This window comes from Parapedobacter lycopersici (assembly GCF_040395035.1).
GTDB classification, from domain to species: domain Bacteria; phylum Bacteroidota; class Bacteroidia; order Sphingobacteriales; family Sphingobacteriaceae; genus Parapedobacter; species Parapedobacter lycopersici_A.
In genome coordinates, this window is record NZ_JBEBRB010000032.1 from 1 (window position 1) to 12846 (window position 12846).

Here is a 12846-nt window from a genome sequence, read left to right on the forward strand (position 1 = left end):
TACCGTTTTGGTGATGCAAATATAGCGAGTTTTATATGTATGCCAAATATTTTTTCAAAAAAAGAAAGGGTAAATTATAATTCGTTGTCGCTCAATATTTCCAGAATGACACTGTTTTCATAACCCTTCCCAGCAGCATATTGCAACAGCTGGTGTTTGCGTTTATAAGCATTGTCTGTGGAAAGCATTGCTGCTTTTTTCTGGAGTAAGCGCCGCAATGTCCCGCGATACTGCGTGTCGTCTATGCTGTTTAATGCCGAAATGATTAAAGGCTTCGATACGGCTTTGTTGATTAGGCCTCGTTTTATTTTAAGCTTTCCCCAAAGTTTAATGTTAAACTTCCCGGATACGTACGCCATCGCAAACCGTTCCTCATTCAGAAAATTGTCGGCGATCAACCCCGCGATGGTAGCCTCGACATCGGTTTGGTGCAGTCCCCAGGAATAGAGTTTATCGCGCACTTCCTGCTGCGAGCGTTCCTGGTACGCACAGTAACTTTCTGCCTTTGACCGGGCCTGCGCAGGTGTCAGTACCTGCTTTCGGTGTGCATGAGCGTCATCCATGTGTCCAAAATGCCAAAAAATTCTTGCAGTACCTAAAAAATGCTGAAATTCGTGGCAAATATGCATAAACAGCGATATACGTTGGATACCGTAATTGCGGCAGTCACTATTGTGCGAACGGTTACGCGCGGTCCGGCCATGCAGATCAACAGCCTGTTGTACGACAGCCGTAAGCTGACCGATACCGAGCATGGGTTGTTCTTTGCGCTGGACGGCAGGCGCGATGGCCATCGGTACATTCCGGAGGCTTACGCTGCCGGAGTACGTAATTTTGTGATTGCGGAACACCGGATTGACGTAGCGCAATTTCCGGAAGCAAACTTCCTGATTGTACGTTCGCCCTTAGTGGCATTGCAGGAACTGGCCGCTTTCCACAGGAGCCGGTTTAATTATCCGGTCATCGGGATTACGGGCAGCAATGGAAAAACCATCGTAAAAGAGTGGCTGTATGAACTGCTGACGCCGGAACACCGCATTGTGCGCAGCCCGAAGAGTTATAATTCCCAGCTGGGTGTGGCGCTTTCGCTGTGGGAGATGGACGACGTGCATGATCTGGCCCTTATCGAAGCGGGAATCAGCCAGCCGGGCGAAATGGAACCCCTGCAGGGTATGATTAAACCGACGATCGGCGTGCTCACCAACATCGGACCGGCACATGATAACGGCTTTCCTTCGGTACAGGCTAAAATAAATGAAAAAATCAGGCTGCTTTCCAACGTGCCGCAGGCGATTTACAATCCGGATTACACAGCCGGTGCAATTATTCCTTCATCAGGTCGGCATTTTACCTGGGGTGGACCGGGGACGGTACTTGAAGTAACCGGTTATGAACTCCTGCCAGACCGCGGCTGTCGCATCCATGCACGGTATGGAGGCGCGGATGTTGGCATTTCCATTCCGTTCGCTGACGATGCAGCCAGGGAAAACGCCACCTGCTGCTGGGCCGTGTTACTGGCTATGGGATATCAGCAGGCAACGATTGAAGCACGGATGGCAAAGCTCCGGCCGATTGAAATGCGGCTGGAAATGCGGCAAGGTATTAATCATTGTTCCATTATCGACGACTCATACAGCAATGACCTTGCGTCATTAGCCATTGCGCTTAATTTCCTGAAACAACAGCATCAGCATCCGACTTATACAGTTGTATTATCGGATATACCGGATGCCAATAAGAATGAAGAAGAAATATATGAATCGGTATCTAAATTGCTGTACAATAGTAAAGTAAATAAATTAATATCCGTGGGAGAGAGCTTTCTCCGTCACCGGAACAAGTTCCGCTTTCTGACGCATGACGCATTTCAGGATGTCGATCACTTATTGGAAGCTCTTCCGGAGTTGGCATTACGTGATGAAACAATTCTGCTCAAGGGAGCACGGAGGTTCGCGTTTGAACGCATCAGCCGTGCATTGACCACGAAATCGCACGAAACCATATTTGAGATCAACCTGAACGCAATGGAGCATAACCTGAATCAGTATCGCGCCCGGTTATCGGACGACGTGAAGCTGATGGTAATGGTGAAAGCGTTTTCTTACGGCAGCGGGAGCTTCGAGATTGCCAATCTACTGCAATTTAACCGAGTCGATTATCTTGCCGTGGCGTATGTGGACGAAGGAGTGGAACTGCGCCGGGCTGGTATCCGCCTGCCCATTATGGTGATGAGCCCGGCTGTGGCTTCCTTTGACGCGTTGCTGCAACATCACCTGGAGCCCGAGCTTTTCAGTTTTTCCGTGCTCGATGACTTTATCCGGTTGCTTGATGAACGGGAAATGACCGACTATCCGGTTCATATCAAAGTGGATACCGGTATGCACCGCCTGGGCTTCTCAACCGGCGATGTAAAGCAGCTGGCAGACCGGCTGCAATCGACAGACGCTATTCGGGTGCAATCGGTATTTTCACATTTGGTAGCATCCGGTGAACCGGCACATGATACGTTTACGCAGGGTCAGCTGACCGCTTTCCATGAGTTTACCGGACAGCTACAGGACGCGCTGGGCTATGCTTTTCTCCGACACATTTCCAACACTGCAGCGATCCAGCGATGGCCCCAGGCGCAGTTTGATATGGTTCGCCTGGGCATCGGACTGTATGGTATCGGTGCCGGCGAACCGTCATCGGCGTTGCAGCAGGTAGGTACACTGAAGACAACAGTTACACAGCTGCGGAACGTGCCCGCAGGTGATAGGGTGGGGTACGGCTGCCGGGGCGCCAGCACACACGACCGCGTTATCGCAACGGTCAAAATCGGATATGCCGATGGCTACGACCGCCGGTTTGGCAATGGGGTTGGCCACATGCTGGTGCATGGGATGGCCGTACCCACGGTGGGGGATATCTGCATGGACATGTGCATGCTTGATGTAACGGATGTTTCCGTTGAAGAAGGGGATGAAGTGATGGTTTTTGGCGATGTTGCGGCGCTGGCCCGTACCATTGGCACGATTCCCTATGAATTACTTGCCGGCATATCCCAACGGGTTAAGCGGGTGTATTATCAGGAATAAAATGTATGACGTATGCGAAAACAGAGAACAATCCGATTATTTTTTAACTACCTGATCAAAGGTACGTTGGTGGTGCTTCCGTTGGCGGGCGCACTTTTTCTCATTGTATGGATTGTAGCGAGTGTCGACTCCGCATTGAACCTCAGCAGCTGGTTCTGGGAAGACGAACATGGAAGGCCGCTGTATGTTCCGGGATTGGGTATCCTTACGGTTATCCTGATCCTGGTTGTGGTGGGCATGATCTTTACCAATGTGGTCACCGAGCCGATCTACAACTGGTTTAATAGCCTGATCAACCGGATACCGCTGTTTAATACCCTGTATTCGTCCATTAAGGATTTTACGGAAGCCTTCGTTGGTGACGCGAAGAAATTCAATGAGCCCGTGATGGTGGAAATCAATGAAACAGGATTTAAGCGCGTGGGTTTCCTTACCCAGCGCGACCTGAGCAAGATTGGCCTGGAAGGGGAGGTGATTGTCTATTTTCCCTTTGCTTATTCTGTTGCAGGGCAGATTGCTATTGTCAAGACAGAACGTGTAAAACGCCTGAATATGACCGCTACGGACGCGATGAAGCTGGTCGTTTCCGGAGGGGTAACCGGCCTGGAACCCAAGGCTACCCCAAAACCTCCTTCAACAACCGGAACGATTTAAGCCGGGCACCGCTATCATAAATATATCCGGTGGTCATTAGTTCGTCAATGCCGGTTTCTTCAATGAATTTTTCCAACTGCGGACGCAGGGAGTCCGGACTGCCGGTGAACGTGCAGGCCAGCATCTGATCAACTGCGGCCCTGATGTCCGTCGGCCAGTACGCCCGCACGTCGGCAACCGGGGGCTGCAGGGGTTTGCGGGTGTTGGTGATCACGCCCAGAAACATATTATAAAGACTGCTGGCCAGCAGGTCGGCTTCCTGATCGGTATCGGCAGCAAGGACATTTACACATGCCATGACATACGGCTGCGCCAACTGGGCTGAAGGTTTAAAATGCGCGCGGTACAGCGCAATGGCATTCCGGAATTGCCGTGGTGCAAAATGGGCAGCAAAAGCATAGGGAAGCCCCATTTCGGCGGCAAGGTAAGCGCTGTCAGTACTGGAGCCCAAGATCCATATGGGGATATCCAACCCCTCTCCGGGAAACGCGCGCACCCGCCCGCTGACATTATCGTCGCTGAAATACTGCTGTAATTCACGGACATCTTCCGGAAAATGATACACGGCGTTCGGGTTGTTGCGGCGAAGCGCCATGGCCGTAAGCTGGTCGGTGCCGGGCGCGCGGCCCAGCCCCAGATCGATCCGCCCGGGATACATCGTTTCCAGCGTGCCAAACTGCTCTGCAACGGCCAACGGCGCGTGGTTGGGTAACATGACGCCACCGGATCCGATCCGGATCTGCCGGGTATGCGCGGCGACATGGCCGATCAATACCGCGGTGGCCGAGCTGGCAATATATTCCATGTTATGGTGTTCGGCCAGCCAAAGGCGTGTATACCCCAATTGTTCGATCTGCTGTGCCAGTTCCACCGTACGGGCAATGGCAGAAGCCGCGTTTCCACCCGCGATTACGTTGGCGAGATCAAGTGCTGATAGCTTAACTTTTTTTGACATGAGGACAAATTACCGCATTGGTCGAATAAAGGCAACAAATACTCAGCTTTTTGATGCAAAGATGACCAACAGCTGGTCCTGCGGGCCTGTACAAAAAAACAGGAAAAGGTTGCCACCGTCGGGAATCCGGTGTTTTTTTCGCAGTGTTGCTGCATCCAGCGGAAAATTACGCGTACTGACATTGGCCTGTGCAGGATGCTTCTCCTTTTTGAATGTGCTGTAAGTTTCGACCCGGTCAATGCGGAAAGTGCGGCCGATAAAGTCAGGGTTCCGCTCACCTGACGTATATAAATGGGTATGCGGATGCAATTTGTTCAGCCCGAACCGCTGGCCGATGCTTTTGAACGCACCCGCCTTGAGCAGCGCTGCGTCCGGCTCATAAAGGTAATCCAAAGGCCCACTGAATACGGAAACTGCTGCCTCCTCATCTGCAGCAGTAAACACGAATGTCCGCTCGCTGTCAGGCGTAAGGGCAGCCGCGGTCAACCGGGGCACACCGTTGTAAGCGCGGTCCACCATAAACAGCAACTCCTTGCATTCGTTATCCACACTGACGATGTGGACATCACGGACGTGATGAAGCGACTGCAGGGCAGCGGAAATATCCAGCAGGGGAGCGGCTTTAATATACAGGTACCGTGCCTTCTCCAGCAGCCGCGCCTGCATTACGACAACATCCGGTTCACAGTCCTCCAATAAAAACACTCTTTGCCGGTTTTTACGTCTTGAAGGATCGATGTAAATGCAATCGAATACATCGGCTGGCTGCGTGTCTAAATAAGCTATGCCATCAAGTGCATGCGCGTCAACGTTGGTCGCACCCAGCATATTGAAATTGTGCTGTGCAATGTGGGCCAATACCTCGTGCCGTTCGCAATAGGTGAGCAAGTCCACCCGCTGGGCAAAATAAAAGGCATCCACACCGAAACCGCCGGTAACGTCGATGACCCGACCCCCGGTGGGTAGTTGGCGACTTTTATACTGTGCCGTAAGTGCGGACGAAGCCTGTTCAATGGAAATCCGCATGGGGTAATAGATACCGGGTGTATCGTGCCACAGCGGAAGTTTTTTACGGCATCGCTGCCGGCCTTCCACCTGCTGGGCGAGCGCTGCCGGCGGGATATCCGTAAATGGACTCTTCCGCAGCGCCACCTGTGCAGCATCTGCGGTTTCCTGTGTCTGTAAGTATTGTTGTACTTTCGGCCTAAGTATCGCAGTAACCATTCGTCAGTTAGTTAAGCACACGTTGCTGGATGGAATCGAAGGCGGCTTCTGCAGCTTCCCGCTGCTTTTTAAGCGATAAGTCAAGCGCCTGCCGGTCAGCCTGTAGAGCGGCCTGCACACCGGCATATAACTCATTGAGCGGGACTACCCGGCTGAGCGTTTCAATACCCCACGTTCCCAGGTAACTGTTCAGCTTGGTTACTTCCACACCGACATAGGGAACAGCATAGCTCATGGCGGTAATGGCGCCATGCAGGCTGGTGCCCACATACACTTTCGCGTTTGCGATCAGGTACATGATATCCCAGATATTGACCTCATCGAAGACTGCAGGGGTGGTTTCCAGGTAAGGTGCGATCCGCCGGAGTGCGAGGTGATCGTCATGATTAAGCGCTTTGCCGATCGGACAAAAGCACAATGCGCTGGCTGTTTCAGTGGCAATGCGGTCGAGCTGGCGGGCAATCAGCCGCTCGTTTTCCCGGGCATAGCTGTTTTTTACCTGAAAGAAAATATATTGCCCCTGTTTTTCGGCAACGTACTTGCGCACAGAGGATGACACGCGGGCCGACAGCACGGTTTCCGGAAAGAATTTAGATATCAGGATAGCGGAATCCGGATACAGCTGGGTCTGAATACCATACTCTGCCAGTTTCTTCTGGGTTGCACGGTCGCGCACAGCGAAAAAATCCACCTGCCGCAGCTGGTCGGCGAGCTGCGGGAAACGGGAGAAAAGGGCAGGGTCCAGCTCCGAACCGCCAAGGGAATTGTAAATGAGCTGGTCGATCCGGTCAAAATCAGCCTTCGGAAATACAAAGGGCAGTTCAGTCTTTCCCCCCAGTACCCACCTGGAAAAATTGTTCAGGTCGAAGACCTTTCCGATGCGCTGGTGAAATCGGTGGGTGCGCTTAAACCAGCTGTTCAGGGCGAGTAAAAGGGAGTTCCACGTCACCGCAATGGCCTCGCCGCCGGCAACGATAACACTAGTGTGTGCTCCGCCCACCGCGCATGCACGATAAAACGCGCCGATATCCGCTGTGGGTTTCCCGCCAACCGCCTGCAGATCGCTGTTTACCAGTCCGAAGAAATGCGCGTCAAAGTCATGTCCGTATGTTTCCAGTTGTTTCTCGATGATCAGTGGGAACAGCAGATCGCCGTAATTATACCGATCAAAAGCGCCAATGATTAAAATCCTATTTGTTGTAGCCAAGTCGTATTTCCTCCTTTTTATTACATCCCTGTTTAATCTATTGCGCCCGAACGGTACAGCTGCCATACTGGTGAGTTGGCGCGTAAGGTCTCGACAGCGGTCCGGATTTCCTGAATGCAGTTGTCAATGTCTTCTTCTGAATTGAACCTGCCCAGACTGAACCGGAGCGAAGCATGGGCATCGGCTTCGGCCAACCCCATAGCCAGCAGCACATGGGATGGGTCGCGGGTTCCACTGACACAGGCTGATCCCGAAGCAACGGCGATATCCCGTGCATGCACCATAATTTCCGCAGCCTTTACGTGGCGGAATGTCATGTTGCTTACGTGGGGTAGCCGGGGTACCCCGATACCATTGATGCCGGTCTCCGGCAGGGTAATCAGCGCCTGTTCGAGTTTGTCCCGCAGCCGGGCCAGGCGGGATGCATCTGCCTCCTGTGTTTCGCCAGCAATTTCCGCAGCCTTACCCAGTCCGACGATACCCGGTACATTCAGCGTGCCAGCCCGGAGCTTATTTTCCTGTCCGCCGCCGTGGAGCAATGCATCCAGCTGGATACGCCTGTTCTGACGGCGCACGTATAATGCGCCGACGCCTTTGGGACCATATAATTTATGTGCGCTTAAACAAAGCATATCAACGGGGAAGTCAGCGACCCGCAAGGGGATTTTTCCGACAGATTGGGTGGCGTCACAGAAAAACAGGATTTGGTGCCGACGAGCGATTTCCGCCAACTTGTCGACCGGATGAATGACTCCGGTTTCGTTGTTGGCGTGCATCAGGGCCAGCAGGACGGTATCGGGACGGATCGCATTTTCCAGTATCTGCAGATCGATTGTGCCCTGTTGATTGACCGGCAGGTACGTAACCTCCGCTCCGTGTTTCTCCAGGTAGGCCAGGGTATCCAATACCGCTTTATGCTCCGTAACACAGGTAATGAAATGGCAACCCTTGGATTGGTAACGCGCGAAAACTCCTTTCAGCGCCAAGTTAATCGCCTCGGTGGCACCGGAGGTAAATGTGATTTCATCGGCTGCAGCGCCGATGAGCGATGCCACCTGCTGCCTCGCCGTCGTGACAGCCGTGGCGGCTGACCGTCCAGCGCGATGAGTCAGGCTAGAGGCATTGGCGAAATGGGTGGTCAGATAAGGCATCATGTCAGCCAGCACCTGCGGGTCAAGCGGTGTTGTGGCGTTATTATCGAGATAAATGAGCCGGTCCATGAAGCGAAATTAAGCTTTTTCGCGATTATGTCTTTAATCCTTAACTTTATTGGCGAATAATCCACTATAAAAACCATTTTTGGATCATTCGGTTTAACAATAATGACCATTCATTAAAAAAGGAACAACCATGAAGTTTACAAGAAAAGCAAATGCCGTTTGGAAAGGTACCGGGAAAGACGGCGCCGGTACCGTAACCACCCAAAGTACGACGTTGGATCACGCCCAGTATTCTTACCGGACCCGTTTCGAGGACGGCGTGGGAACGAATCCGGAAGAGCTGATTGCTGCTGCCCATTCCGGATGCTTTGCCATGCAGCTTAGTTTTCTGTTAAGTGAAAAAGGACACACACCGACCAGTCTGGATGCGGAAGCGAAAGTGACATTTGAAGATGGCCGGATTACCGTTGTTCATCTGGATTTAAAGGGAGACGTGCCCGGAATTTCCGATGCTGAGTTTGAGGAAACAGCACAGAAGGCAAAGGAAATATGCCCGATATCCAAGTTGCTGAACGCCGACATTGAATTAACGGCTGCACTGGTAAAGTAGCCCTTGTATTTAAAGGCAACTTTACCTAAGTTTGCGCCGGCATTGCCGGGCAGGCCGACGTAGCTCAGCTGGTAGAGCAACGCATTCGTAATGCGTAGGTCGTAGGTTCGAATCCCATCGTCGGCTCTTTCTACAGCCCCATGATCCGATCATGGGGCTTTCTTTTTCCCTTCAATTAACAGGTGTATTGATCCGCCGGAAATCACATCGGCACTTTTGGTTTTTTTGTTATCTTCGTATCAATAAAATTGATACAATGACGCTTGTCCAATTAGAATACATTATAGCTGTGGATACGTACCGCAGTTTTGTTGCCGCCGCCGAGAAATGTTTTGTTACCCAGCCGACATTAAGCATGCAGATCCAAAAGCTGGAGGAGTCGCTGGGTATCCGCATTTTTGACCGCAGCCGCCAGCCGGTTGTGCCTACGGAAATCGGCATGGAAATCATTAAACAGGCCCGTGTAATTATCACCGAAAGCCGCAAGGTAAATGAAATCGTACAAGCGAAGAAAGGAGAGTTGGAAGGCGAACTGCGCATCGGAGTTATTCCCACCGTCGCGCCATACCTGCTACCCCGGGTATTGGGCAGTTTTATGGAAAAATTTCCGAAGATCCAGCTGCAGATTTGGGAGCATACCACGGAAAAGATCCTCCGAGAACTGAAAGTGGGCCTGCTCGACTGCGGTATTCTGTCTACTCCTGTACATGACGCGTCGTTGGTGGAACGCCCGTTGTTTTATGAGCCTTTTGTCGCTTATGTTGCAGCCAAAAGCAAATTATTTGATAAAAAGGAAGTTACGTCCGAAGACATACTTAGTGATAAATTGTGGCTGCTGAACGAGGGGCATTGTATGCGCGGACAGGTACTGAATATCTGCCAGCGTAAACGCAGCCTCGAACCCGAGGGGACATTTGAATACAATACGGGGAGCGTGGAAACCCTGAAACGGATGGTCGATATCAATTCAGGAACTACGATTTTGCCCGAACTCAGCATTGCCGACTTTGATGAGGACCAACTGCACCGTGTCCGTTATTTCCGCTCCCCTGAACCCGCCAGGGAAGTCAGCATTGTCACTACGCATAATTTTCTGAAAAAGATGGCCATTGACGCATTAGAAAAGGAAATTATGACGGCCGTGCCCAAACGGTTCCGTTCAAAGAAAAAGAAGGACGTGGTGGGGTTTGATTGATAAAATTGCTTAAATATATTGCCTGTCGCGATGCTTTCCCTATTTTTGCAGCGATACGCATGCGGAAAAACCCCCGTCATATCATTCATCGCCTTAATCAATGGCGGATACAAAAAATATCCAATCGCAATTTTTTGGTTGTTTTGGCGTTGGTTGTTGGTCTGATCGGCGGACTGGCCTCAGCCGTCCTTAAGGGGCTAACGCACCGTATCGCGGCATTTTTACAGGATGATGTCCAGTGGCAGTATAAATATTATCTGTATTTATTTTTTCCACTGATAGGTATTCTGTTGAGTGTACTGTATGTCCGGCGGTTTATCCGTAAAGGTACGTTTGAACACGGAATTACCCCCATTATATATTCGATTTCGAGGAAATCGAGCAGAATTGAAAAACATAACGTTTATTCACAGATTATCACCAGCGCGCTAACGGTTGGTTTTGGCGGATCTGCTGGCCTTGAGGCTCCCATTGCCTACAGCGGTGCGGCTATTGGATCCAATGCGGGCCGCTTTTTTGGACTGAATTACCGGGAGGTTACGCTGCTGCTGGCATGCGGCGCAGCGGCAGGCATCGCGGGAGCCTTCAATAGTCCGGTTGCAGGGGTAATCTTCGCCATCGAAATCCTGTTGCCTGAATTCTCCATTCCTGCCTTTATACCCCTGCTGATGGCTGCCGCTACGGCCTCGGTCGTATCGCGATTATTATATAGCGAACCCCTTTTTCACTTGGTGACCGACGATTGGGAATTGGAGGCATTGTTTTTCTATCTATTGCTATCCGTGTGTATCGGACTGTTTTCCATTTATTTTGCGAAGATGAGTGCTTGGTCCAAGCAGGTTTTTTCACGGATAAAGAATGCATATCAGCGTGTATGGGTAAGCGGTTTATCCCTGGGACTGCTAATATTTCTCTTTCCGTCACTTTATGGGGAAGGATATATTGCGATTCAGCAGCTGTTAAATGGCCGGCATGGCGCACTATTGGAAAACAGCATTTTCTCTGACTACCAGCACGTGGGTATATTGGTCACCTTGTATGCGCTGGTGACCGTGTTTGCCAAGTCTATTGCTGCGTCAATCACACTGAACAGCGGAGGGAACGGCGGTGTTTTCGGGCCAAGTCTGGTGATGGGTGGCTTGCTGGGATTCACGTTTTCTTTTGGCCTCAACCAAACCGGGTTAGTGGAATTGAATGTGGCAAATTTTGTGGTGGCAGGGATGGCTGCGGCACTCAGCGGAATCATGCATGCGCCGTTGACGGCTATTTTCCTTATCGCGGAAATTACAGGTGGGTATGCCTTGATGGTTCCGCTAATGCTGGTAACCGCGATATCATATTTCATCAACCGGGCTTCGCTTAAATATTCCATTTATACGAAGGTGCTGGCGGAACAGGGTGATTTGCTGACCCACGAAGATAAGGACCGGACGGTATTGAGCATGATGAAACTGAGGTACTTGCTGGAACGTAACTTTACAGTTCTACGTCCGGACGAATATCCGGCGGACCGACGGCATGACATCATCCATACCAAACGCAACATTTTCCCCGTGGTTGACAATGACGGAAAGCTACTGGGAATTATTTACAGTGAACAGCTATTGGAAATTCTGCTTGGTGAGCATACGGCGAAGGTTGGGAAGACCATGCGTGAATTGGCAGAAAAGCCAGTGGATATTATCCGGATGGACGCTAATATGGAGATGGTTATGCATAAGATGAACCGGGAGGATATCTGGATACTTCCGGTCGTTGATCATCAGGATAACTATATGGGTTTTGTGTCTAAATCAGCGGTATTTAATAAATACCGGGCGTTGTTGATGCGACAGGGCACTTATTTGGAATAGCTGGAGGGTGGACGCCCGGTCCGGAACATCCACCCAGTCAGATTAAAGCGCTTTGATGCGGATATTCCGGTATGCCACTACGTTGCCGTGGTCCTGAAGCGCGATTTTACCTTTTGCGTATTGCGCAAACCCTTCCCAGTCTTTGAATTTACTGGCTTTGAGCACCTCGTTCCATTCGGAGCTTCCTACTTTCACTTCGGCCGTCTGTACGTCATTAAGCCATAATGTAATTAAACCATCCTGTTTGCGGACGCGAGCCTGATTCCACTCGCCAACCGGTTTGGGCTGGGACACTTCCTTGCTGCCGATCAGATCATATAATGTGCCGGCCAGGTGATTTTCCTGTTTATTGTCTTCGGCGTCAATATTATCCAATACCTGCATCTCAATCCCTGTAAGGTAGGTCGCGTTGAATTTAGGGTCTTCGTGTATGCCAAAGATTACCCCGCTGTTGCCACCCGCAGCGATTTTCCATTCCAGCTCCAGTTCAAAATTTTCATACTCATTATTTGTCACAAGGTCTCCGCGCTGTTCGGTTGTAACATCTGGATTAAAACGTAGTTCACCATCCTGCGCTGTCCACGCGGCCGATACGGTATCTTTCAGGTATGTATGCCATCCGGCGGTGGACTTACCGTCAAATAGGGATACCCAGCCGTCATTGCCATCGGCTGTAACGGTCGTATCCTGCTGGTTGTTTTCCGTGGTCTGTCCGGAGTTGCATCCGGCGAATATAGCAAGTGCCAGGCAGATCGATAATTGGTTTTTAATATTTTTCATGGAGATGAAATTAGGATTAAACAAATGTAATAAAACGATAATTATTCAATAATCCGAGCAATTTATAAATAAAGCCTGTATTATTGTAACTAATAATTATTCATGTGTTCAATTACGGTTTGTTTACCGAT

Annotated in this window: 11 protein-coding genes and 1 tRNA gene; 6 read left to right on the forward strand and 6 right to left on the reverse strand. The window is 50.7% G+C overall.

Annotated elements, in window-relative coordinates; genetic code table 11:
- Positions 1-74: 74 nt before the first annotated feature.
- Positions 75-563: a regulatory protein RecX gene (locus tag ABWO75_RS08255; protein ID WP_353184440.1), complete on the reverse strand. Its 489-nt coding sequence runs from the start codon at positions 561-563 to the stop codon at positions 75-77.
- Between the two features lie 60 nt (positions 564-623).
- Here ABWO75_RS08255 and ABWO75_RS08260 point away from each other — a divergent pair, with 60 nt between their 5' ends.
- Both ABWO75_RS08260 and ABWO75_RS08265 read left to right on the forward strand, forming a co-directional pair.
- Positions 624-3077 carry a bifunctional UDP-N-acetylmuramoyl-tripeptide:D-alanyl-D-alanine ligase/alanine racemase gene (locus tag ABWO75_RS08260; RefSeq protein WP_353184442.1) on the forward strand — a complete coding sequence of 818 codons (2454 nt, stop codon included), beginning with the start codon at positions 624-626 and terminating at the stop codon, positions 3075-3077.
- Between the two features lie 12 nt (positions 3078-3089).
- Complete coding sequence (locus tag ABWO75_RS08265) at positions 3090-3731, forward strand: DUF502 domain-containing protein (protein ID WP_353184444.1); 642 nt, start codon at positions 3090-3092, stop codon at positions 3729-3731.
- Here ABWO75_RS08265 and ABWO75_RS08270 read toward each other — a convergent pair.
- From ABWO75_RS08270 to ABWO75_RS08285, 4 genes are read right to left on the reverse strand one after another with little or no spacing between them, the layout of a single operon-like run.
- Entirely contained in the window at positions 3694-4686 is a 993-nt protein-coding gene (locus tag ABWO75_RS08270) for an LLM class flavin-dependent oxidoreductase (protein WP_353184446.1), read from the reverse strand. The two genes, ABWO75_RS08265 and ABWO75_RS08270, sit on opposite strands and share 38 nt — an antisense overlap.
- Before the next feature lie 42 nt (positions 4687-4728).
- Entirely contained in the window at positions 4729-5910 is a 1182-nt protein-coding gene (locus tag ABWO75_RS08275) for a class I SAM-dependent methyltransferase (protein WP_353184448.1), read from the reverse strand.
- Positions 5911-5917: 7 nt separating this feature from the next.
- A complete protein-coding gene (locus ABWO75_RS08280; RefSeq protein ID WP_353184450.1) occupies positions 5918-7117 on the reverse strand; it encodes a polysaccharide pyruvyl transferase family protein in 1200 nt (399 codons plus the stop codon).
- A 32-nt stretch (positions 7118-7149) separates the two neighbouring features.
- Positions 7150-8337 (reverse strand): cysteine desulfurase family protein, encoded by a 1188-nt coding sequence (locus tag ABWO75_RS08285; RefSeq protein WP_353184452.1) that lies wholly within the window; start codon positions 8335-8337, stop codon positions 7150-7152.
- A 130-nt stretch (positions 8338-8467) separates the two neighbouring features.
- Between ABWO75_RS08285 and ABWO75_RS08290 the strand changes: the two genes are divergently transcribed.
- From ABWO75_RS08290 to ABWO75_RS08305, 4 genes are all read left to right on the forward strand, one after another.
- On the forward strand, positions 8468-8887 hold the full coding sequence (locus ABWO75_RS08290) for an OsmC family protein (RefSeq protein WP_353184454.1): 420 nt from the start codon (positions 8468-8470) through the stop codon (positions 8885-8887).
- 53 nt (positions 8888-8940) lie between these two features.
- Positions 8941-9013, forward strand: a tRNA-Thr gene (locus ABWO75_RS08295).
- A 130-nt stretch (positions 9014-9143) separates the two neighbouring features.
- A complete protein-coding gene (locus ABWO75_RS08300) occupies positions 9144-10082 on the forward strand; it encodes a hydrogen peroxide-inducible genes activator (RefSeq protein WP_353184456.1) in 939 nt (312 codons plus the stop codon).
- Positions 10083-10141: 59 nt separating this feature from the next.
- A complete protein-coding gene (locus tag ABWO75_RS08305) occupies positions 10142-11935 on the forward strand; it encodes a chloride channel protein (RefSeq protein ID WP_353184458.1) in 1794 nt (597 codons plus the stop codon).
- A gap of 42 nt (positions 11936-11977) precedes the next feature.
- Here the strand turns inward: ABWO75_RS08305 and ABWO75_RS08310 are convergent, their stop codons facing one another.
- Positions 11978-12715: a 3-keto-disaccharide hydrolase gene (locus ABWO75_RS08310; protein WP_353184460.1), complete on the reverse strand. Its 738-nt coding sequence runs from the start codon at positions 12713-12715 to the stop codon at positions 11978-11980.
- Between the last annotated feature and the right edge of the window lie 131 nt (positions 12716-12846).

Excerpts from the sequence above, each read along its gene's own strand:
- ABWO75_RS08255 (WP_353184440.1), bottom strand. The coding sequence starts at position 563 with ATGGATGACGCTCATGCACACCGAAAGCAGGTACTGACACCTGCGCAG.
- ABWO75_RS08260 (WP_353184442.1), top strand. The coding sequence starts at position 624 with ATGCATAAACAGCGATATACGTTGGATACCGTAATTGCGGCAGTCACT.
- ABWO75_RS08265 (WP_353184444.1), top strand. The coding sequence starts at position 3,090 with ATGCGAAAACAGAGAACAATCCGATTATTTTTTAACTACCTGATCAAA.
- ABWO75_RS08270 (WP_353184446.1), bottom strand. The coding sequence starts at position 4,686 with ATGTCAAAAAAAGTTAAGCTATCAGCACTTGATCTCGCCAACGTAATC.
- ABWO75_RS08275 (WP_353184448.1), bottom strand. The coding sequence starts at position 5,910 with ATGGTTACTGCGATACTTAGGCCGAAAGTACAACAATACTTACAGACA.
- ABWO75_RS08285 (WP_353184452.1), bottom strand. The coding sequence starts at position 8,337 with ATGGACCGGCTCATTTATCTCGATAATAACGCCACAACACCGCTTGAC.
- ABWO75_RS08290 (WP_353184454.1), top strand. The coding sequence starts at position 8,468 with ATGAAGTTTACAAGAAAAGCAAATGCCGTTTGGAAAGGTACCGGGAAA.
- ABWO75_RS08300 (WP_353184456.1), top strand. The coding sequence starts at position 9,144 with ATGACGCTTGTCCAATTAGAATACATTATAGCTGTGGATACGTACCGC.
- ABWO75_RS08305 (WP_353184458.1), top strand. The coding sequence starts at position 10,142 with ATGCGGAAAAACCCCCGTCATATCATTCATCGCCTTAATCAATGGCGG.
- ABWO75_RS08310 (WP_353184460.1), bottom strand. The coding sequence starts at position 12,715 with ATGAAAAATATTAAAAACCAATTATCGATCTGCCTGGCACTTGCTATA.